Genomic DNA, 22,489 nt, shown 5'->3' with positions numbered 1-22,489 from the left:
CCCGGTGGCGCTACGCTTACCGGGCCTACAAATATCGTAGGCCTGATAAGGCATCGTCGCCATCAGGCATAAGAAGGAGAAAAAAAGGCCCCTGTTGAATTGGCAGGGGCCTGGTACGAGCAAGCATCATATTGGGCGACATGATGCAACGGTAAAAATCAGCTGGCCTGGTGGTGCGCAATGATTGCCTTCATTTCAGCAACCGCCGCCCCGTCTACCGCATAGCGGGAATATTCATCCGCCTGCGTATCCGAAGACATCGACAACCCCGAATTGCGATACCGCATGGGTGAAGCCAGCCATACTCCGGCAGAACTGTGGACTTCCTGCACTCCAGCGTTGAGGAACAGGGATAAATTCGCGGCGCGAACCCCCGCTCCGGCCATAATGATTGGAGCATCCACCTGCGCAATAAGTTCCATTATTTTTGTTAAACCTTGCGCTGCATCTGATTTTTGCCCGGAAGTCAGCACTCTGGCGACACCCAAATCGGACAATTTATTCAGCGCATTTAATGGGTTGGCGCACATATCGAAGGCCCGATGAAACGTCACATTTAGCGGGCCCGCAGCAACCATTATTTTTTCCATGCGTGGCATATCGACATTTCCGTCCACATCGAGAACGCCGGTCACCAGCCCTGAAAAACCTAAATCTCTGACCATCGCGATATCATCAAGCATCGCGGCAAATTCACCGTCGGTGTAACAAAAATCACCCCCACGCGGGCGGATAATGGGATTAACAGGAATAGAGACATGCTGGCGTACTGAGCGCAACACCCCCAGCGACGGCGTTAATCCTCCTTCTTTGGGCGCCGAGCACAGTTCAATACGGTCAGCACCCTGAAGCTGCGCGGTGCGTGCGCACTCCATGCTGTAACAGCAGATTTCCAGTAATGCCATCACTCACTCCTGTTGCTCGCTTGCGACAATCGCTTCAATTGACCACGGATGAAATTTGAGGGTGACGCTGCCATCACTCACCGCCAGTGTCGGATTCGGTAAACGCTCACGCTCTCCTTTTGGCGAGCTGGTTTTCACGAAAATCCCCGGCTGACTCAATCCTTCATCAGAAAGCAGCGCCAGCGCACGCGCGTTCAGTGTTTCTGGCGCACCGGGCAGAACGATTTCGATATGCTCCCACCCCTCATGCGGGTAACGTTTTTCACCCGGCCATGGCAACTCAACCACCGAAAACTGCCAGTGCGCGACACAAACCGGCTCATCCAGTTTGAACAGGCAAATCGGTCTGCCATTAATGATATTTTCCGATAGCAGCGTACCACACTGTTCAAACCCCCGACGCCAGCGTTCTGCGGTGGTATTTTGATGACAGCGCAAAGAGATATGATCGGCGTCCAGCGATGAAATATCCAGGCCCAGGCGGGTGGAAAGTTCCGTTAATGCCTGAATGAAATGCGGTAAATCTGCGGAAATATCATGCAGTTCTTCAACTGTTTGCCAGTTCGCCATAGTAAAAGCCCATATCCATGTTCAAAGCCGCTAATTTACTCTGTTGCGCAGCCCCATCCAACTGCTGATTTTGTCGGGCATGGGATGATGAATCCCACCGGGTTACCGTGTTTGCGTTTCAGGCAGTCGGCGGTACTCGCAATGCCGACGAGTGCTGACGGCAACGGGCATTTGCAGTATACTCCCGCCCTAAATTCTTAAACTGGTGCGGTGAATTTTATCCCGCTTCATAAATGTAAGGTATTCCGGTGAATATTCAGGCTCTTCTCTCAGAAAAAGTTAGTCAGGCCATGATTGCTGCAGGTGCACCTGCAGATTGCGAACCGCAGGTTCGTCAGTCAGCAAAAGTACAGTTCGGCGACTATCAGGCCAACGGCATGATGGCAGTTGCTAAAAAACTGGGTATGGCGCCGCGACAACTGGCAGAGCAGGTGCTGACTCATCTGGATCTCAGCGGGATTGCCAGCAAAGTTGAAATTGCAGGCCCTGGCTTTATCAACATTTTTCTCGATCCGGCATTCCTCGCGCAGCATGTTCAGCAGGCGCTGACCTCCGATCGTCTGGGCGTCACTCAACCGGCAAAACAAACTGTTGTTGTTGACTACTCCGCACCTAACGTGGCGAAAGAGATGCACGTTGGCCACCTGCGTTCCACCATCATCGGTGACGCCGCGGTGCGTACGCTGGAGTTTCTCGGCCATAAGGTGATCCGCGCCAACCACGTCGGCGACTGGGGCACTCAGTTCGGCATGCTGATCGCATGGCTGGAAAAACAGCAGCAGGAAAATGCCGGAGAAATGGCGCTGGCAGACCTGGAAGGTTTCTACCGCGATGCGAAAAAACACTACGACGAAGATGAAGCCTTCGCCGAGCGTGCTCGTAGCTATGTAGTGAAACTGCAGGGCGGGGATGAATATTTCCGCGAGATGTGGCGCAAGCTCGTCGACATCACTATGTCGCAGAACCAGTTAACCTATGACCGTCTGAACGTCACCCTGACCCGTGACGACGTGATGGGCGAAAGCCTGTACAACCCGATGCTACCGGGCATTGTTGCTGATCTGAAAGCCAAAGGTCTGGCCGTTGAGAGCGAAGGCGCTACCGTTGTATTCCTTGATGAGTATAAAAACAAGGAAGGTGAACCAATGGGCGTCATCATTCAGAAGAAAGATGGCGGCTATCTCTACACCACGACCGATATCGCCTGTGCGAAGTATCGTTACGAAACGCTGCATGCCGACCGCGTCCTCTATTACATTGACTCCCGTCAGCATCAGCATTTAATGCAGGCATGGACTATCGTGCGTAAAGCCGGTTATGTGCCGGACTCCGTACCGCTGGAACACCATATGTTCGGCATGATGCTGGGTAAAGACGGTAAGCCGTTCAAAACTCGCGCTGGCGGTACTGTAAAACTGGCCGACCTGCTGGATGAAGCGCTGGAACGTGCGCGTCGTCTGGTGGCCGAGAAGAACCCGGATATGCCCGCTGATGAGCTGGAAAAACTGGCGAATGCCGTCGGTATCGGTGCGGTGAAATATGCGGATCTGTCGAAAAACCGTACCACCGACTATATCTTCGACTGGGACAACATGCTGGCCTTCGAAGGCAATACAGCACCGTATATGCAGTATGCCTACACGCGCGTACTTTCCGTGTTCCGTAAAGCGGATATCGACGAAAACGCGCTGGCCAGCGCACAGGTTATTATCAGTGAAGATCGCGAAGCTCAGTTGGCCGCCCGCCTGCTGCAGTTCGAAGAGACACTGACCGTTGTCGCACGTGAAGGTACGCCGCACGTAATGTGCGCTTATTTGTACGACGTTGCCGGCCTGTTCTCTGGCTTCTACGAACACTGCCCGATCCTCAGCGCTGAAAATGAAGAAATTCGTAACAGCCGTCTGAAACTGGCACAACTGACGGCGAAAACGCTGAAACTGGGTCTGGATACGCTGGGTATCGAAACCGTAGAACGCATGTAATCACCTCGAGTGATGTGAAAGCCCGCGCTATGTCGCGGGCTTTTTTATTATGATCTTACCGGCCCTCACAGGCGTGATAAGTAAAGCATCATCAGGCGGTCAGCCATACCTTGCCGGATGGCGGCGTAAACGCCTTATCCGGCCTACTGATAGCATCAATTTGTAACAACTCACAAGGAATGACACATTTCCGTTGAGGGATGGTACATTTTTTGCCTGTCATCCCGTTTACGCCTCCGTATCATGAGGCGGCGAATTAATCGGGTACGGGTCAATGACATTCAGAGATTTTGAGGCGGAAGAAAAACTTTTCCAGCGGCGTGTAATGGTGGCCTTTGGCCTGGTCGTCATCTGTTTTGGCATCCTGATTTATAACCTCTATAACTTACAAATCCGTCAACACCAGTATTACACCACCCGTTCGGATGCAAACGACATCAAAATGCTGCCCGTCGCCCCAACACGCGGTATCATTTATGATCGTAACGGTATCCCGCTGGTACGAAATGTCACCTGGTACGACATTTCTGTTACGCCATATAAAATCAGCGATATGGACGCCCTGCTGAAGCAACTCACGCCGATTGTTGACCTCACGCCAGATGATATTGACCAGTTTCGCCATGAACTGAAGGCCAGCAGTCGCTATCGCCCGGTAGTACTTAAAAATGCGCTGACCGATGTAGAAATTGCCCGTTTCTCTGTGAACCAGTTCCATTTCAGCGGCGTGACCATCAATAGCTACGAAGATCGCCAGTATCCTTATGGGGCGGAGCTGGCACATGTACTTGGCTACGTATCAAAAATCAACGATAGCGATCTGAAAGCACTGGATAAAAAAGGGCTGGCAGAGAACTACGCCGCCGACCACAACATCGGTAAGCAGGGCATTGAGCACTACTACGAGAATGACCTGCACGGCAAAACGGGTTATCAGGAAGTGGAAGTTGATAATCACGGGCGTATTGTACGTTTGATTAAAGACGTCCCCCCTGTCGCCGGAAAAGATATCCATCTGACGCTGGATTTACACTTACAGGAATACATTGAAAGCCTGCTGGTGGGACAACGCGCCGCGGTGCTGGTGGAAGATCCCCATGATGGTTCCGTGCTGGCAATGGTCTCAAACCCCAGCTACGATCCAAACCCGTTTGTAAAAGGCATCAGCTACCAGGATTACAACACGCTGTTGCAGGATAAAGACCTGCCATTAATTAACCGTGTCACCCAAGGGTTATATCCTCCCGCCTCAACGGTAAAACCGTACATGGCGATGTCAGCCTTATTAAACGGCGTGATCACACCACAAACCAGCTTCTTTGGCGCCCCGACATGGACACTCCCCGGCACCGAACGGCATTACCGCGACTGGAAAAAAACAGGACACGGCATGCTGGATGTGACCAAAGCGATTGAAGAATCAGCGGATACGTTCTTCTATCAGGTGGCGTACATGATGGGGATCGACCGTATTAACAGCATGCTTAGCCAGTTTGGCTACGGCAAACCTACCGGTATCGATCTTGATGAAGAGTACAACGGTCTGCTGCCAAGCCGCGACTGGAAACAACGGGTGCATAAAAAAGCCTGGTACCAGGGAGACACCATTTCGGTCGGTATCGGCCAGGGCTACTGGATTGCCACGCCAATTCAGATGGTAAAAGCGATGGTCGCACTGATTAACAACGGGAAAGTTATTGCCCCTCACCTGCTACAGGATGAAGAAAGCGGCAAAACAATCACACCCTATCAGGCACCGGAGGCACCCGCGCAAATAGCCTCAGCCTCATCACCGTACTGGAGTCTGGTACGCCAGGCCATGTTCGGCATGGCGAATGCCCCAAACGGTACTGGTTATAAGTTTTTCCATACGGCACCTTATGGCATCGCGGCCAAAAGCGGAACATCACAAGTCTTTAGCCTGAAAGAAAACCAGACTTACAATGCGAAGATGATCCCCATACGACTGCGCGACCACGTGTTCTATACCGCATTTGCGCCGTATAAGAATCCAAAAGTCGCCATCGCATTGATTCTGGAAAACGGCGGCAGCGACGGGGTTACCGCCGCGCCGGTCATGCGCCAAATCATGGATCATCTGTTTGCGCCGCAGGACAACACCGGTCAACCCGATGCCGCAGAACAACCTGACCCAGTCAACACGGCATCAGCGGACGACACAATTAATAGTACTTACGCAAGTATTCGGTGAGGCACAGCATGGCCATGGCCTGTCCGTAAGGCATAGAGGTGAGTGGGATGTTGTGGTAGAAATCGAGATTGTGCCCCATGCCGGTGCCAAACGAGGTTTGTAGCAACTCCCCTTCCGGGGAAATGTGTTGCACAATACCTCTGATAGCTTTCTCCGCCACCCCCGCATATTCCTGACCGACATAGCGTTTACGCACCGCTTTGAGAATACCGTAAGCGAATCCAGCCGTTGCAGATGCTTCCAGATATGACTGAGGATCATCCAGTAAGGTGTGCCACAATCCGCTCTCATCCTGACATTCCGCCAGGGCTGCAATTTGCGCATTGAGAACCTGCACCAGATAACGGTGAATGGCGCTGTTTGGCGGCAAATCGATAAGTTCAAGGAAGTCCGGGATCACAATCGTAAGCCAACTATTACCTCGCGCCCAACGGGCGTTCGCGAAGTTATGCCGCCCCACATAGCTCCAGCCGTGGAACCACAGCCCCGTTTCCTTATCCATCAGATTTTGTACATGCAGCAGAAACTGATACGTGGCCTCTTCGATATACTCAGGACGATTGAGCAACCTGCCAATTTTCGCCAGCGGCAGCACCGTCATCATCAGTGTGTCATCCCACATCTGTTGATGGTTTTCTTCTGCCAGCGTGATGTGTTGCATACCGCCAAACTCAGTACGGGGCATCTGATGCATGGCCCACTCTGCCCATGCGTCAAGCCAGGGCAGATACGCCGGATTACGCGTTTCTTCATAGCGATATGCCAGTGTTAAAAACGGGGCCATCGTGTTGACGTTTTTGGTCGTCGCCCCTTCCGCAAAGCGTTCGGCAAACCAGCTATCGATAATGTCGCGCATCATCTCATCACCGGTTTGCTGATAATACTGATACATTCCGTACAGGCCGACGCCGTGAGTCCACTCCCATCCGGCCCAGCCTTTGGTATCAATAACACGTCCGTCATCCAGTCGCAGCAAGAACTCGCCCGTTTCATCATGAATATTGACCAGGTTATGCGTCACCTTTTTAATGAGCGTTTTTAATTCATCCCTGGATATAAAATGTTCTGGTTGACGCAACAATGGACTGTGTTTAACCGGGTAAACAATCATTTCCTTAACCTCTGTCAGTGTCGAATTCAATGCTGCGCCCTGTTCCAGTTTCGGCGCGGCAGGTTTATTACGATTCAGGTAACCCTGTGTGTTGTTACCCTAAAGTGATGTGTAAACATTGGGCATCATTACCGGGCCACAGTAAAAGCTAACCGCAGGGGAAACCTTTTTGTTTCTGCCAGGGATTTTTGCGAAATGGCAATAGCACAAAGAGTCCGACAACACAGGTCACTAATTTTATAAAACAGCGTTTCTTTTTAATCGGGATGGTCGATCAGAACTGCGAGGTGGCCAGCAGTTTCGCCTGCTGGCCGACGTAATGAAGGGAATTAACGGTAGTTCACAATCACCTGATTGCTCTGAACCTGCAAGGCAGGGATCAGGCGACCGCCACCAGGCACTTCCCAGACGAAGTGCATGGGTTCAATCGCAGGGACACTATTAAAGCCATTAGTGGTCCCGCTTTGCCCATCCAGTTCGACACAACGGGACTGAGAGCATAAGCGCACACGTAATCCCGCAGGCGTAGGCCCATTTAATTCATAGCGCCAGGCGACCAGCGTCATCAGGCCTGAAACGGGCTGGCTGGGAACCAAAGGCGAAGATGAAGCCGACTCCCCACGATAATTTAAGGTAATCCCCATACCGCTTGCCTGCCATGTCCCTTCCCCGGCAGCCTGTACAGCCAGCGGGAAAAACAACAGCCAAAGAAATTTACCCATTATTTACCTCCAATGGTCGCGGTCATACGGATATGACGGTTATCGGAAAGCTCCATATTCGACAACACCACCAACTGCGGAATACTGCGCCGTAAAAAACGCGCAAGGAGAGGTCGCAGCGCATGATTCACCAGCAATACTGGCGGCGCACCCAACATTTCCTGACGAGACAGTGCTTCCTGCGTCTGCGCCAGCAACCGGTCTGCCAGACCAGGTTCAAGGCCCCCACCGCCCTGTAACGCTTGTAACAGCAGGCGCTCAAGCGGTGTATCGAGTCCGATAACCTGAACTTCCTCGTTACCCGGGAACCACTGTTGAGTAATCGCCCGTCCAAGCGCCACACGAACCACTGCGGTAAGTTCATGCGGATCATTCTGTAACGGGGCATGTTCCGCCAACGTTTCAAGAATGGTGCGCATATCACGAATAGGGACTTTTTCATCCAACAGGTTCTGCAGCACTTTGTGCAGTGTGGTCAGTGTGACCACACCCGGCACCAGATCTTCTGTCAGTTTTGGCATCTCTTGTGAAACACGATCCAACAGCTGTTGCGCCTCCTGGCGACCAAACAGCTCTGCGGCAAACTGGCCAATCAGATGGTTCAGGTGTGTGGCAACCACTGTACTGGCTTCAACAACGGTGAAGCCCTGAATTTGCGCCTGCTCTTTTAGCGCGCTTTCAATCCAGATAGCATCCAGACCAAAAGCAGGATCAACCGTTTTCTCCCCTGGCAGCGATCCGGCTGCGGTACCAGGGTTGATAGCCAACCAGCGCCCAGGGTAAGCATCACCACTACCAATCTCAACCCCTTTCATCAGAATACGATAGCGGGCAGGTTGCAGATCCATATTGTCGCGAATGTGTACCACTGGCGGCAGGAACCCCATATCCTGGGCAAATTTCTTACGAATGCTGCGAATACGCCCCAGCAATTCGCCGTCCTGTTGGAAGTCCACCATCGGAATCAGGCGATACCCAACCTCCATTCCCAGCGTGTCTTCCAGCTGTACATCACTCCACGTAGCTTCTACCACCGAGTTGTTTTCCGGCATTTTCACCGGCTGAGCTTCTTCTGGTGCTTTTTGCTCGCGTCCGCGCATCCACCAGGCAAGCCCCAGTAAGGCCGCGGTAAACATCAGAAACACCAGGTTTGGCATTCCCGGTACCAACCCCAATAAACCGAGGACCGCCGCACTAAGCAGCATGACGCTTGGGTTGCTGAACAACTGGGTGACCATCTGTTCACCCACGTCCTGATCGGTACTCACGCGGGTTACGATAACCCCCGCCGCCGTTGAGATAACCAGCGCAGGGATCTGTGCTACCAGCCCGTCACCAATGGTCAGCAGGGTATAGCTTTCTGCCGCGCTGCCCATGCTCATACCGTGCTGCAACACCCCAACCAGCAAGCCGCCAACCACGTTGATGACCATAATCAGAATACCGGCGATGGCATCCCCACGAACAAATTTACTCGCACCGTCCATGGAGCCGTAAAAATCGGCTTCCTGTGTCACTTCAGAACGGCGTTTTTTGGCTTCATCTTCCCCAATCAATCCCGCATTCAGATCGGCGTCAATCGCCATCTGCTTACCCGGCATCCCGTCCAGCACGAAACGCGCACCCACTTCAGCGATACGTCCCGCACCTTTGGTGATAACCATAAAGTTAATGATGACGAGAATGACGAAGACCACGATACCGATGGCAAAGTTACCGCCGACCAGGAAGTGACCAAAGGCTTCCACCACCTTACCTGCCGCCGCTGCACCTGTATGTCCTTCCATCAATATGATACGCGTAGACGCGACGTTCAGTGCCAGGCGCAACAAGGTGGTGAACAGCAGAATCGTTGGGAATGCGGCGAATTCAAGCGTGCGCTGGGTGAACATCGCCACCAACAGCACCATGATCGACAGTGCAATGTTAAAGGTGAACAGTAAATCGAGGATGAAGGCCGGAAGCGGCAGCACCATCATCGACAGGATCAGCAGAATGAGGATCGGCCCGGCAAGAATTTGCCATTGCGTGGATTTCAGGTTGCCGGGCAGACGCAGCATCGCGACCAGATTAGCCATCAGTATTCTTCTCGTTCATAAAATCCAGTGCTTCAGGCACCGGAAGGTTTCCAGGTTGTGGTGGCGGCGTGCCGCCAGCCAGACGCCAGCGTTTTAGCTGCCATACCCATGCCAACACTTCGGCAACGGCGGCATACAATTGGCCAGGTATTTGCTGACCGATCTCAGCATGGCGATATAACGCACGAGCCAGAGGCGGAGCTTCTAACGTTGGGACACGGTGCTCCGCGCCAATCTCTCGAATACGCAATGCCACCAGTCCGGCCCCTTTAGCCACAACTTTTGGCGCGCTCATTTTGTTTTCGTCGTACTGCAAGGCAACCGAATAGTGCGTAGGGTTGGTCACAATAACATCCGCCTTCGGCACATCTGCCATCATGCGGCGCTGTGCGGCCGCACGCTGCATCTGGCGAATTTTGCCCTTAACGTGCGGATCACCTTCGCTTTGTTTAAATTCGTCACGGATATCCTGACGCGACATCCGCAGTTTTTTTACGTGGCTATAAATCTGGAAAAAGACGTCAAACCCCACCATCGGAATGACGCCAAGCACCACCAGCAATGCGCACATACCGACTAAATCCAGCGCATTACCCATCGCCCTAATCGGGGATTCGGCCATCAGGCGCATCATCTCTGGCCAGTTATGCCAGAGATAGAATCCCGCCACGCTACCCACCAATGTGGATTTCAATATGGCTTTAAGCAGCTCCGCCCCGGTTTGCGCCGAGAACATACGCTTAATACCCGGTAACGGATTCAGCTTTGAGAATTTGGGTTGCAGCGATTTACCACTGAAGATCAAGCCGCCAAGCATCACCGGGGAGATCAATGCCACCAGCACAACCCCGGTAATCAGCGGCAACAACGCAATCATGGCGTCTTTAATCAACAGAATGATTTGGCTCAGGATCAGGTTAGGGTCATTGACCATACTATGGTCAAAGCGTAATCCAGTTGACAGCATGCCTGCCAACCTACGGGCGAGCGACTCCCCACCAATCCAGATAATGCACACGCCCACCAGCAAAATAAGCAGTGAGGTTAGCTCCTTGGATCGGGGTATCTGCCCTTCTTCCCGTGCTTTTTCAAGTCGGTGGGGTGTGGGGGCTTCTGTTTTGTCGTCGTCGCTTTCTTCTGCCACGCATCAGACCCTGGATAGAGATATAGGCGAGAATGATGCCAGAACAGCCATACAACAATGGGGAGAGTAAGCGGTAAAAAAGACGGGATTTATGGCTTTAACGCCAATTGCCGATGAATAACATGTAAGCCGGATGAGAAGTTTCCTCCCGCATCCGGCAAATACACATCAGAAACCGAGGCTATCCAGCAGGTCGTCAACCTGATCCTGGCTTGCCACTACGCCGGCTTTTGAAGTGTCAACCTGCGGACCATTCAGCAAACTTTCGTTCTCGCGTTTTGGTCGGGCGCCCTGCTCCGGAATGTTTTCCAGCAGCACCATCAGCAGTTGACGTTCAATCTCCTGGATAACATCCATCATGCGCTTGATAACCTGACCGGTAAGATCCTGGAAATCCTGCGCCATCATGATGTCCAGCAATTGGGCATTGGTAAAGCTGGTATGACCGGGGACATCACCAAGAAACTGGCGGGTATCAGTGACCAGTTCACGGGCATCGGACAGTTCAATCGGATTTTCGAACCATTCATCCCAGCGTTTGGTCAGGTCTTTTGCCCCTTTTTCCATGGCATCCTGGTGTGGCTGTGAAGCTTCTACGCTGTTCAGTGCGCGCTCTGCCGCCTGTGCAGTCATTTGTACAACATAGTCCAGGCGATCGCGCGCGTCGGGAATGGCTTCCGCCGCTTCGGCAATGGCCTGATCCAGCCCCAGTTCACGCAGGCTGTCGCGCAGCATTCGGGTTAAACTACCGATGCGCGCAATGATGTCCCCTGCTGAGTGTTCGTCAACAGGTTTAATTTGTGGTTGCATCATCATCACATCCTCACATGCCCAGTTTCTCAAAGATCTTATTGAGTTTTTCTTCCAGCGTCGCCGCGGTGAACGGTTTTACAACATAACCACTGGCACCCGCTTGTGCTGCCGCGATAATGTTTTCTTTCTTCGCTTCTGCCGTCACCATCAGCACTGGCAGAGCAGACATGCTGCCATCAGCACGAATGGTTTTCAGCAGTTCAAGACCGTCCATGTTAGGCATGTTCCAGTCGGAAATAACAAACCCGAATCCCCCTGCCTGCAGTTTGTTCAACGCGTCAACACCATCTTCAGCTTCTTCAACGTTGTTGAACCCCAGTTCCTTCAGCAGGTTACGCACAATGCGACGCATGGTGGAAAAGTCATCCACAACCAAAAACCTAAGCTCTTTATCCGCCATAAAAATAAACTCCTGATTCAAATACGTATTGCCTGTCCGGCACTGATTTTCGCCAGCATTTGCTGGCTTACCTGGCTAAGATCGACCACTTCGCTTACGCCACCCATATTGATGGCCTCGCGCGGCATGCCGAACACCACACAACTTGCTTCGTTTTGCGCAATGGTCCAGGCACCAGCCTGGTTCATCGCTAACATTCCGGCGGCCCCATCGTTGCCCATACCGGTCAGGATCACCCCGACGGCATTGCGCCCCGCATGTTTCGCCACCGAATGAAACAGCACATCCACTGAAGGCCGATGCCGGTTAACCGGCGGACCATCATGAATTTTGATCTGGTAGTTCGCCCCGCTACGCGCCAGTTCCATATGCTTGTCGCCAGGGGCGATATACGCATGCCCTGGGAGCACGCGCTCTCCGTCTTCTGCCTCTTTCACGGTTATCTGACACAGTTTGTTCAGACGTTCGGCGAACGAACGGGTAAATCCTGGCGGCATATGCTGGGTAATAAGAATACCGGGACTTGAAAGCGGCAATGGCTGGAGTACATGACGAATTGCCTCTGTTCCTCCGGTTGATGCGCCGATGACCAGCAGTTTTTCCGAACTGAGTAACGGCCCCGCCTTCAAGGTCGCTGGCGCTGCCGTGGGTTTGTGGGCGGCCAGTTTTGCGCGCGATGCAGTGCGGATTTTCTCCGCAATCATCTCGCTATACGCCAGCATTCCTTCGCGGATCCCCAGTTGAGGTTTGGTAACAAAGTCAATCGCCCCCAGTTCCAGGGCCCGCAGCGTGACCTCAGAACCTTTGCCAGTCAGTGAAGAGACCATCACCACGGGCATCGGACGCAGACGCATCAGTTTTTCAAGAAAATCGAGGCCGTCCATGCGCGGCATTTCAACATCCAGCGTCAGAACGTCGGGATTAAATTTTTTGATGAGATCCCGCGCAACCAAAGGATCAGGCGCTGTCGCAACCATCTCCATATCGCTGTGGCTGTTAATAATCTCGGTCATGATTTGACGCATCAATGCAGAATCATCAACCGACAATACCCTGATTTTACTCATGCTTTATCCTTACCTAGCGCATACACCGTCTGCCCGCGCAGGCTAAACTCGCGCACGAGGTTGCTAAAGTTTTCTGAATGACCGGCAAACAGCAGTCCGTCAGGTTTAAGGAGTGGAACAAAACGGTGCAAAATGTCCTGCTGAGTCGTTTTGTCAAAATAGATCATGACGTTACGACAGAATATGGCGTCGAACGGGCCTGGCACATTGTATTTTTTGTCCAGTAAGTTCACGCTGGAAAATTCAACATGGCTTGCCAGTTCTTGCCGTACACGTACCAGCCCTTCATGAGGTCCGGTACCGCGCATGAAATAGCGTTGCAGCTGCTGTGGCGACAACGTTTTTAGCTCATCAAGGCGGTAAATACCGCTTCTTGCCTTTTCCAACACCTCAGTATCAATGTCGCTCGCAAAAACACGCCAGCGACCCGGTGCCATACCCAGGGTATCGGCCAACGTAATTGCAATACTGTAAGGTTCTTCTCCGGTAGACGCTGCCGCGCTCCAGACGCGATATTCACCGCTGCGTCGACGGGCGTGGTCAGACAGCACCGGAAAGTGATGCCCTTCGCGAAAAAAAGCGGTCAGGTTGGTGGTCAGGGAGTTAATAAAAGCCTGCCACTCAGCACTGTTCTGGTTGGCTTCCAGCATGCTGAGATAGCGACCAAAATCATCCAGTCCCAGGGTACGCAACCGGCGAACCAGGCGGTTATAGACCATGTCCCGCTTGTGGTCAGCCAGCACGATCCCCGCGCGCTGGTAGATTAATTGACATATCCGACGAAAATGCGCGTCAGACAGCGCGAGGCGCTGTGTCATCTGTAACAATAATGACGTTTGCCCGGAGGGCAGAGATGATGTCATAGCGCCTTCTCAATCACATTCAGGATACAACGGGCACAACCTGCGGTTGCGCCAATTCTTGTTGTGTTACGGTTTGCTCTTCAAGCTTAAAAAATGCGACACAGGCGGAAAGATTATCTGCCTGGGTAGCTAACTGCTCAGTGGCGGCTGCCGCTTCTTCCACCAGCCCGGCGTTCTGCTGTGTGACAGAATCCATCTGGCTGACGGCTTGCGCCACCTGCTCAATGCCTCTGCGTTGTTCATCGGAGGCCGAGGCAATCTCCCCCATGATGTCGTTAACCCGGGTAACCGAGCTAACAATCTCTGTCATCGTGCGCGCCGCCATATCCACCAGTTGCGATCCCTGATGAACGCGGGTGACGGACTCTTCGATCAGCCCTTTAATTTCTTTCGCGGCCTGCGCGCTACGGCTTGCCAGATTGCGGACCTCTCCGGCGACCACGGCGAAACCGCGCCCCTGTTCACCGGCACGGGCAGCTTCTACCGCGGCGTTTAACGCCAGGATGTTGGTCTGGAAGGCAATGCTGTCAATCACACTGGTGATGTCACCTATCTTCTGCGAGCTGGCAGAAATCTCATGCATAGTGCTGGCAACCTTAGCCGTCTGTTCCCCTCCTTTATGCGCTGTATCGGCCGCACTTTTGGCAATGCCTGAAGCTTGTCGCGCGTTATCCGCATTTTGCCCCACGGTGGCGGTAAGCTGTTCCATACTGGCTGCCGTTTGCGCCAGCGATGCCGCCTGCTGTTCAGTTCGCGAGGACAGATCGTTATTACCCATCGCGATTTCCGAGATCCCGGTATGCATTGCCGAGCTCCCCTGGCGTACCTCACTGACCGTCTCACGCAGTGCCTGTTGCATCGCTTTCAGGCTGGCAAAAATAGCTGAAATCTCATTACGGCCATATACCGCTATCGGTCGCGCCAAATTACCGGCCGCAATGCTGTCGAAATGGCTACCGATGATAGCCAGTGGCTGTACAATCATTTTTCGCGACCAGTACAGCGCTGCAGTCGTTAACAGTGCCGCCAGTACCAGCATGGTGGTGAAAATCACCCCGGACATATGGTAACTACGCTGGCTGTGGTCCTCTGCTTTTTGCAATACCAGGTTGATGTTGTTCTGCCACGCCGTAAAGTTTGCATCAAAGGCATCCTGTGAAGCCTGTACCGGCGCGGTCAAAAAATCCGACAACTGGTTATTTTCCAGCCAGGTTGCCTGGTGAACCAGATCGCTATGCCATTGACTGAAACTTTTCGCGGTTGCGCTTTGCAGCGCCTTCCCCTCTTCTGCCGTCTCTGTCGTCGCCATAAAGCGTTTAAACATCGATTCGGACTGGGCCAGGCTGTCCTGTGCAATCACCATCAGCGCTTTGATATCCTCTGGCGGATAGCTCAAAGCCGTCAGCGTTCCTGCTTTATTAAGGGCAGTACTGGCCTGTAATAACACAGCGCGGGTTTGCGCCAGCGCAGCGCGTTGCTGATTACTCTGTTCGACCTGGTTCAGGTTCTGAAAACCATCCCTAAATGCCCAGAAGGACAAGCCATTACTGCCAATCTGCAAAACACCACAGAGGATTAAAATCAAAAACAGCGTGGTCGAAATTCGAATACGATTAAACATCAACGCTCCCATCAGGCGGCGCAGGCCGCGGTTTAGCTGTCAGTCAAAATGTTTCCCAATGCGTATCTTGTTCGGTAGCGAGCTGGCGCGGTTGTGACGCCGGAGTCGATGTTGCAGGTAGTCGTGTTTCCCGCGTCTTTGATGATGCAGGACGCGTCGCGAGGCGGAATGTCGATACCGACTGGGTCAGGCGACTGGCCTGCTCCTCGAGTGCGGCAGCGGCAGCGGCCGACTCCTGCACCAGTGAGGCGTTCTGTTGCGTAACCCGATCCATTTCAGACACAGCGAGCGCAACCTGATCTATTCCTCGACTTTGTTCATCGGATGCTGAGGCGATTTCCCCCATGATGTCGGTCACACGCGTGACCGCATTAACGATGTCATGCATGGTTTCCCCGGCGCTTTCTACCAATACAGAACCGGTATCAACCCGCGATACAGAATCTTCAATTAGCGCTTTAATCTCTTTTGCTGCCTGCGCACTGCGGCTTGCCAGGTTTCGCACTTCACCGGCAACGACGGCAAAACCACGGCCTTGTTCACCGGCACGCGCAGCTTCTACCGCCGCATTCAGCGCAAGAATGTTTGTCTGGAATGCAATGCCATCAATAACGCTAATGATGTCGGCAATTTTCTTCGAACTATCGGCGATTTCGTGCATGGTATTCACCACGCTATCAACCACTTTGCCGCCATGTTGTGCGGTATCGGAGGCACTTTTCGCCAGTTGAGAGGCCTGACGCGCATTGTCCGCATTTTGCTTCACGGTAGCCGTCAACTGTTCCATGCTGGCTGCTGTTTCTTCCAGCGCGGAAGCCTGTTGTTCGGTACGGGATGAAAGATCGGTGTTACCGCTGGCAATTTCACTGGTACCGGAATAAATCGCATCCGAACCTTCGCGCACCAGGGTTACTGTTTCGGTCAGCGAACGCTGCATATGATCGACCGTGCTGGCCAGTTCGCCAATTTCATTACGGCCGCTTACAGCCAGAGTTGCGGTTAAGTTACCGCTGGCAATTTCACGGATATGCGCAATGACGCGGGACAAAGGGTTCAGCAAGGCATGACGGATGCCATACCACACCACCACCAGAATCAGTACCAGCACGACAGCCAGAATGCCGAGTTGCCATTGGGCAAAATGGTAATCGCTTGCGCTTTGATCGAAGGCCTGGCGGTAGAGTTTCTCGCTAACATCGGCATATTTACCTAACGCTTCACCGAGGGCGTTTTGCATGCCCTGAGTTGGTTGTGCAAAATATGCATCCATGTTGCCGCTCTCCAGGAACTGAATGAGTTCCACCAAGGCTGCATGGTACTGCTGATATTTTTCATCGACGTTGCCGCTGGCATCCGTCATATCAGGCAACGGCGTGATTTTTTTGAAATTAGCGTAATGCTTTTCGGCTTGCGCCAGCGACGTTTTCGCATTCTTAAGCAGATCGTTCTTCGCGCTGCTCTGCTGGTTGGACGCATCCATCATCATGCGCGCAGAGGAACGACTCAAATTGATGCGTGTTTGCAGCATCAGGTCCCATGTCGAGGTGAGTTCACTTTGCTGCTGTCGTAGATCGTTAGAAATAACAAAACTTTGCTGATTCTGCTGCAATGAAGAAAACAACAGACCACCGGAAACAAGCTGTAGCAGTGCGAAAACCCCCAGCACCATCATCAGCATTGTGACAACGCGGATACGGTTAAACATAAGGCACCTTCCTGAAAACGAGTTATCAACATTATCGGCATTCACTGAGATAACTTTACGTTTGCAAAAAGGAAATCCAGCAGGAAAGCAAGGCCCGGCGGGAGAAGGGAAAAACTGAGGAATAGAAACCACAACTCATTTACATAAAAACATCATAATTATCATGCAAATAACATTTTCAACCACCCTGTTTGACCACTATTTGTATTCCCCCCCTCCCTTTTCCTGTGATACCGATCACATAACCATCCGCCGAATACCACAACAAAACGGATAAAAAATTAAAAAAAGTTGTATCTGCCTGGGCTTTAATTCAATTTATATGATGAATACTTCGTTACCACTTAATAAGTATAAAAAATGAGTAACTGATTAATAAATGTTAAATCCTTACTGAGGGCTTTTTAGTGGCAAATGCAAACAAACTCACGCTCTTTATCGTGATCTTCATGCTGGCGGGGATCTTGTCGGGTGCGGTGATCCACACCTATGCCTCCCCCGGCGTCGTTACCGCCTGGGCTGATAATATTACGCTGCTCACCGACATCTTTTTGCGGCTGATAAAAATGGTCATCGCACCGTTAGTCTTCAGCACTCTGACCGTCGGAATCATGCGTCTGGGAGAAACCTCCACCATCGGACGCGTTGGCGGCAAAGCGATGATCTGGTTTATCAGCTCGTCCGTGCTGTCTATTTTGGTTGGCCTGTTTGTTGTCTCACTTGAACAACCTGGGAGCGGGCTGAACCTGGCCATTCCACTGGAAGCTACTGACACCGGACTCGCCGTCGGTGGTATGAGCCTGAAAGGTTTTCTGTCTCATACCATTCCTACCAGTATTGCCGAAGCGATGGCGAATAATGAGATCCTACAAATCGTCGTGTTCTCAATGTTCTTCGGTATTGGTGGGGCATCGTTGGGAGAGAAATTTAACGCGCCGCTGGTCGCCGCACTGGATGTGGTTTCACACATTATGTTGAAAGTGACGGGCTATGTTATGTACGTCGCGCCGCTGGCAATTTTCGCCGCTATCTCTTCCGTTATCTCCATGCAGGGCCTGGGTATTCTGCTCAACTACGCGTCATTTATTGGCGGCTACTACGTCGCTATTCTGCTGACCTGCCTGGTCCTGTTGGCAGTGGGCTATCTGGTGCTGAAGAAAGAGGTGTTCCGCCTGGTCAGTATGCTCAAAGATCCGGTGTTGGTCGCCTTCACTACCAGCAGTTCGGAAGCGGCCTACCCTAAAACGCTGGAGCAATTAACCAAATTTGGCTGCTCACGTAACATCGTGTCGTTCGTGCTGCCGATTGGCTATTCGTTCAACCTGGTCGGTTCGATGGTGTACTGCTCGTTCGCCTCCATGTTTATCGCACAGGCTTATAACATCCACCTTTCCTTCGCGGAAATTACCGTGCTGATGCTGACATTGATGCTGGCGTCAAAAGGGATTGCTGGCGTACCGCGTTCAGCGCTGGTGGTGCTGGCGGCAACCATTCCTAGCTTTAATATTCCTGTTGCAGGGATCCTGTTACTGATGGGCATCGACCATTTCCTTGATATGGGGCGCTCGGCGATAAACGTATTGGGTAACGGAATTGCGACAGCGATGCTGGCGCAGAAGGAAGGGTTACTGGAAGAAAGCGAGTCTTCAGAAATCGTCACAGAACAAATTAAGGCGTAACTTTTTTAAGACAAGAGCGGGCTAAGTAAACAAGAACAGCACATCTACAAAGATTGCCCCAGCCATAGACTGGGGTATTTCAACAACACCAGGATGATAATTTACATCAATTACCAGCTGTAACGAACGCGCAAACTACCGCTGAGATCGCCATAGTCATTACGTCCTTTTTGACCCACCACTTGTCCAGTGATACTCCACTGGCTATTCAGATTCGCCTGGATACCCACTTTCACTTCGGCGCGATCTGCCGGAAGATCCTGCTTCACCTTAGCACCATCAAATGCAACGGCAACATCATCACTGGTGTGTAACCAGTTCACCTCCGCAAACGGCTGGATCACCGACGTGGTATTCTTGTGTAGCTTGCCATCTACCCGCAGTCCGAGGCGCGTGGTCCAACTGTCACCGTTTTGTCCGTCAATACGCGTTCCATTCTGGACGACAGCGTCCGCTTTAAATTGCTGCCATGTCGCCTGAGCCTGCGGCGTCAGGCTGACGACATTATGGTTTGCAAGTATGATGTCGTACCGATAGCCCGTTTCCACAGAGACCGCGCTGGCCGTTGAATCATAATCCGTTGACCCGACATCGCCGTTATCAACGCTGTTATTGTACAGCCCGTACTGATACCAACTGTCCACGTACAGGCCGCTGTGATCCTTCGCATCCGCAAACCAGGTAGCATAAGCGCCAAGATTATAACCGGCTACGTTACCACTGGCAGAGAACCGGCTCCCATCAGCACCACGGTTGCCTGTACTGTCAGTGTCGGCGTTAATGTAGCTCACCATCAGTCCCGCCTTCAGACTCTGCTCGCCATTATCCCAACTAAGCACATCACCACCGATTTGCAGTTGCGAGTAAGTGTTGTCAATATCCAGATGACCGTCTGCAGCGGTTGACGACGCATCACCTGCTTTAAAGCGCATCCACATACTGCCATCATCGGTACGTAATTGACTCCCTTCGCGGTCATAAAGGGTCTGCATTTGCAGATTACGTGCCATCCACTGGTTGCCCAGATAAGCGCCAATATCTGCCCGGTACTGCGGATCTACCGGCGTAACATCACCGCCGTCATCCGGATCTACCGGCGAAACATCGTCGCCGTCATCAGGATCTACCGGCGTGGCAGCCTGCGAACGCAAATACCAGTCACCACCGTCTTCATACAATCGGTATTCATACAAACCTGTCTGCACCTGATTACCCTGAGTAAAAACGCCATCAGACTGACCGCCGACATCAATCACTTCAATACCTTTTGTAGTTAACGCCCCTTCCCCGCCGATGTTATTGACATAGAGCGTCGTACTACCGGAAGTATCACCAGTGATAATCACTTTATCCGTCGGTGAATTGTCATCCCCTAACTGCGTGTTCAGATAAAGATCACCGTCACTGCCGTTATAATTCCCATTAATCGTCAGCGTTTTGAATTGTCCGTTCTGTGAAGGCGTATCAAATACAATATCTCCGGCATTACTTAATTGAGTTAAAGAAGAATCACCGGTAATTGTCCATTGCGTCTGTTCAGCCAGTGAGAGATTCAGCGAGGAGTCTACCGTCGGATCGGTGTTAACAGACGTCGCCCCCACAAACCGCGAACCAGACGCCATATCCAGTGAAATACTGCCTTCACCCGCGCTAATGATATCGCCCGTAATATCCATTACACCTGAACCGGCCACGGTCCCGCCGGGTAAGAGATTTCCCGCACTGTCGGTAACAAGCGGAACAAAAATAGCGACGCCATCCTGGGTTTTAATGGTGGTGTCACCGGTCAGCGATATTGCCCCGCCCTGCTGAACCACCGCCCCATAACCATTTGTCCCACTCGCTGTCACATCAATGGTCAAGTTTTCACCATTAATTATTCCCGGACGGCTTAAATCATTACTTCCTATCGCCCAAAGCCCGTAAGGGTTATTCTGCCCACTCATGAGAATATCGGTATTCGCGATATTAACCGTTGCACCGTAAAACTGGGATGACACGCCATAACCATCGATCGCGTAAATAACATTTCGATTGTCGGCATCCCCTTTAAAATCAAGAGTACTTCCGGAGGTCGCAGCGATACCGCTGGTCGCAGCGCCCGACATGGCAGAACTTCTGCCGTCAACAACGCTGCCTGCGCCAATCATCACATCGCCCCCCTGCGCAATGATGCCCACAGACTGAGCGGTATTGACGGTAAGCGCATCCGCGTGGAATTCGCCCCCCATCACCCAGAGGGTCGTCGCCTTTCCGGCTGCGCTTATGATGCTGTTTTGGCCTAAATCCATAAAACCCGTGCTCATTGATATTGCATTTACCTGCGGTCCAGTCACATCAATCGTCAGGTTATCAGCAATAAATTCAGAACCTTTTGCCGCGGGGTTTATCATTACTCCAGCCCCATCATAGAAACCGGTGATTGAGATGGTCGATCCGCTGCCCAAATCAATGCGTGATCCGGTGCCATTAATAGCGATGCCACGCGTGGTACACCCTCCTGTGCGGCAGTCCAGAGTCGTACTGATATTAATATCCATATTATTGGCGATGAAAGTAGCATCAGGCCCCATAACTGAGATGCCTTCGGCAAGATCGGAGGTACCAGTGATGGTGACTCTGCTGTTATCGCCCAAATCAACCTGATTATTCTTACCTAGCTTTAAACCTGTCACAGAACCATAATCTGTTGCCAGTCCTGTTGCCGTGACAGTGAGTTGATCGGCATCCAATACACCATCAGTACCTATCTCAATACCGGTTGCAATATTATTGCCCTCTACAACCACCTGGCTATTTTTACCTAAATCAATGTTGGCATTACCCGTACTTTGAATCCCCCACGCGGTGTTGTCTTTACTCGTAGCATGGATAGAACCATTATCCATGGTGAAAGTACCACTCCCGTCTAATAAATAGACACCGCGGGCATCACCTATCCCACCAATACTATAATCCGTTTCAGTTATGGCTGTAATAGAACTTCCACTACCAAGATCGACGTTACTGTCTTTGCCTGTATTTCTAAACCCATAAACATTATTTTTACCCGAAACATCAATATTAATACCGGATGCTGTTACTTCTGTGCCCGGGTTATTACCTGAAATCAAAATCCCGCTGGTATTTTTACTTGAGTTTTGTGTGCCATCCGTATCGGTAACATGGATTTCGGTATTCGTACCTAAATCATTTTGGGTGCCATTATCCAGTGAAACACCGGTAGACAGGGTTTCACCCGATACGTTGATAATTGTTTTTCCTTGAATCTGCAAGCCATCACCACCGGTAGTGATGCTCTCAACCCCCGTGGTATTTGTTTGCCCGCTAGCCGTAACGACATCATTATCACTCAAAATGATCGATGCACCGTTTTGTGGGCCTAACTCTGCAGCATTGACAGCAGCAGTACAGATTAATGTTGCGAGGCCTGTTACCTTGATGCTATTACGCATTCCATTATTACCGCGGGAAAACTCACCAGCAACCACAAACATATTACGCGCCGTACTCCAGACTATATTATATATAGCATTCATATTTAGTTCCCTCTACGCCAATAGAAAAATCAGGAGGCACAACTTCATTATGTATTCATGAGCAATATAAACTATTTC

Annotated in this window: 16 protein-coding genes; 3 read left to right on the top strand and 13 right to left on the bottom strand. The window is 51.8% G+C overall.

The window, feature by feature from the left end; translation table 11 throughout:
* Positions 1-158 precede the first annotated feature (158 nt).
* On the bottom strand, positions 159-905 hold the full coding sequence (gene cutC / locus NNO03_RS17140) for a copper homeostasis protein CutC (RefSeq protein ID WP_271450081.1): 747 nt from the start codon (positions 903-905) through the stop codon (positions 159-161).
* 3 nt (positions 906-908) lie between these two features.
* Positions 909-1,475, bottom strand: a complete 567-nt coding sequence (locus tag NNO03_RS17135; RefSeq protein ID WP_271450080.1) for a VOC family protein — start codon at positions 1,473-1,475, stop codon at positions 909-911.
* A 248-nt stretch (positions 1,476-1,723) separates the two neighbouring features.
* On the opposite strand from NNO03_RS17135, the gene argS reads away from it, so the two are divergent.
* Both argS and mrdA read left to right on the top strand, forming a co-directional pair.
* Positions 1,724-3,457 (top strand): arginine--tRNA ligase, encoded by a 1,734-nt coding sequence (gene argS, locus NNO03_RS17130; RefSeq protein ID WP_271450079.1) that lies wholly within the window; start codon positions 1,724-1,726, stop codon positions 3,455-3,457.
* A gap of 274 nt (positions 3,458-3,731) precedes the next feature.
* Positions 3,732-5,669 carry a penicillin-binding protein 2 gene (mrdA, locus tag NNO03_RS17125; protein ID WP_271450078.1) on the top strand — a complete coding sequence of 646 codons (1,938 nt, stop codon included), beginning with the start codon at positions 3,732-3,734 and terminating at the stop codon, positions 5,667-5,669.
* Here mrdA and NNO03_RS17120 read toward each other — a convergent pair.
* From NNO03_RS17120 to tar, 10 genes are all read right to left on the bottom strand, one after another.
* Complete coding sequence (locus tag NNO03_RS17120; protein ID WP_271441800.1) at positions 5,641-6,780, bottom strand: glycoside hydrolase family 105 protein; 1,140 nt, start codon at positions 6,778-6,780, stop codon at positions 5,641-5,643. The two genes, mrdA and NNO03_RS17120, sit on opposite strands and share 29 nt — an antisense overlap.
* A 329-nt stretch (positions 6,781-7,109) precedes the next feature.
* A complete protein-coding gene (gene flhe / locus NNO03_RS17115) occupies positions 7,110-7,502 on the bottom strand; it encodes a flagellar protein FlhE (protein ID WP_271441779.1) in 393 nt (130 codons plus the stop codon).
* Positions 7,502-9,580, bottom strand: coding sequence for a flagellar biosynthesis protein FlhA (gene flhA / locus NNO03_RS17110; RefSeq protein ID WP_048211356.1), 2,079 nt, complete (start codon positions 9,578-9,580; stop codon positions 7,502-7,504). Before flhA ends, flhe begins: the two co-directional genes overlap by 1 nt.
* The gene (gene flhB, locus NNO03_RS17105) at positions 9,573-10,724 is read right to left on the bottom strand and encodes a flagellar biosynthesis protein FlhB (protein ID WP_271450077.1); all 1,152 of its coding nucleotides are present in this window, start codon (positions 10,722-10,724) and stop codon (positions 9,573-9,575) included. Before flhB ends, flhA begins: the two co-directional genes overlap by 8 nt.
* Positions 10,725-10,892: 168 nt before the next feature.
* The gene (gene cheZ / locus NNO03_RS17100; RefSeq protein ID WP_040232409.1) at positions 10,893-11,537 is read right to left on the bottom strand and encodes a protein phosphatase CheZ; all 645 of its coding nucleotides are present in this window, start codon (positions 11,535-11,537) and stop codon (positions 10,893-10,895) included.
* Between the two features lie 10 nt (positions 11,538-11,547).
* Entirely contained in the window at positions 11,548-11,937 is a 390-nt protein-coding gene (cheY, locus tag NNO03_RS17095; RefSeq protein ID WP_005127682.1) for a chemotaxis response regulator CheY, read from the bottom strand.
* Between the two features lie 17 nt (positions 11,938-11,954).
* Positions 11,955-13,004: a chemotaxis response regulator protein-glutamate methylesterase gene (locus tag NNO03_RS17090; protein WP_005127683.1), complete on the bottom strand. Its 1,050-nt coding sequence runs from the start codon at positions 13,002-13,004 to the stop codon at positions 11,955-11,957.
* Entirely contained in the window at positions 13,001-13,867 is an 867-nt protein-coding gene (gene cheR / locus NNO03_RS17085) for a protein-glutamate O-methyltransferase CheR (RefSeq protein WP_271441777.1), read from the bottom strand. The genes NNO03_RS17090 and cheR overlap by 4 nt, the downstream gene beginning before the upstream one ends.
* Before the next feature lie 19 nt (positions 13,868-13,886).
* Positions 13,887-15,488 (bottom strand): methyl-accepting chemotaxis protein IV, encoded by a 1,602-nt coding sequence (gene tap, locus NNO03_RS17080; RefSeq protein WP_271450076.1) that lies wholly within the window; start codon positions 15,486-15,488, stop codon positions 13,887-13,889.
* A gap of 43 nt (positions 15,489-15,531) precedes the next feature.
* Positions 15,532-17,193, bottom strand: coding sequence for a methyl-accepting chemotaxis protein II (gene tar / locus NNO03_RS17075; protein ID WP_271450075.1), 1,662 nt, complete (start codon positions 17,191-17,193; stop codon positions 15,532-15,534).
* 407 nt (positions 17,194-17,600) lie between these two features.
* Here tar and NNO03_RS17070 point away from each other — a divergent pair, with 407 nt between their 5' ends.
* Positions 17,601-18,872 carry a dicarboxylate/amino acid:cation symporter gene (locus tag NNO03_RS17070; protein WP_271450074.1) on the top strand — a complete coding sequence of 424 codons (1,272 nt, stop codon included), beginning with the start codon at positions 17,601-17,603 and terminating at the stop codon, positions 18,870-18,872.
* 110 nt (positions 18,873-18,982) lie between these two features.
* Here the strand turns inward: NNO03_RS17070 and NNO03_RS17065 are convergent, their stop codons facing one another.
* Positions 18,983-22,411 carry an autotransporter outer membrane beta-barrel domain-containing protein gene (locus tag NNO03_RS17065; protein WP_271450073.1) on the bottom strand — a complete coding sequence of 1,143 codons (3,429 nt, stop codon included), beginning with the start codon at positions 22,409-22,411 and terminating at the stop codon, positions 18,983-18,985.
* Positions 22,412-22,489 lie beyond the last annotated feature (78 nt).

This window comes from Citrobacter sp. Igbk 16 (genome assembly GCF_028069755.1).
Classification (GTDB): domain Bacteria; phylum Pseudomonadota; class Gammaproteobacteria; order Enterobacterales; family Enterobacteriaceae; genus Citrobacter.
The sequence above is the reverse complement of the archived record's forward strand: the minus strand, read 5'-3'. Positions and strand labels throughout refer to the sequence as shown.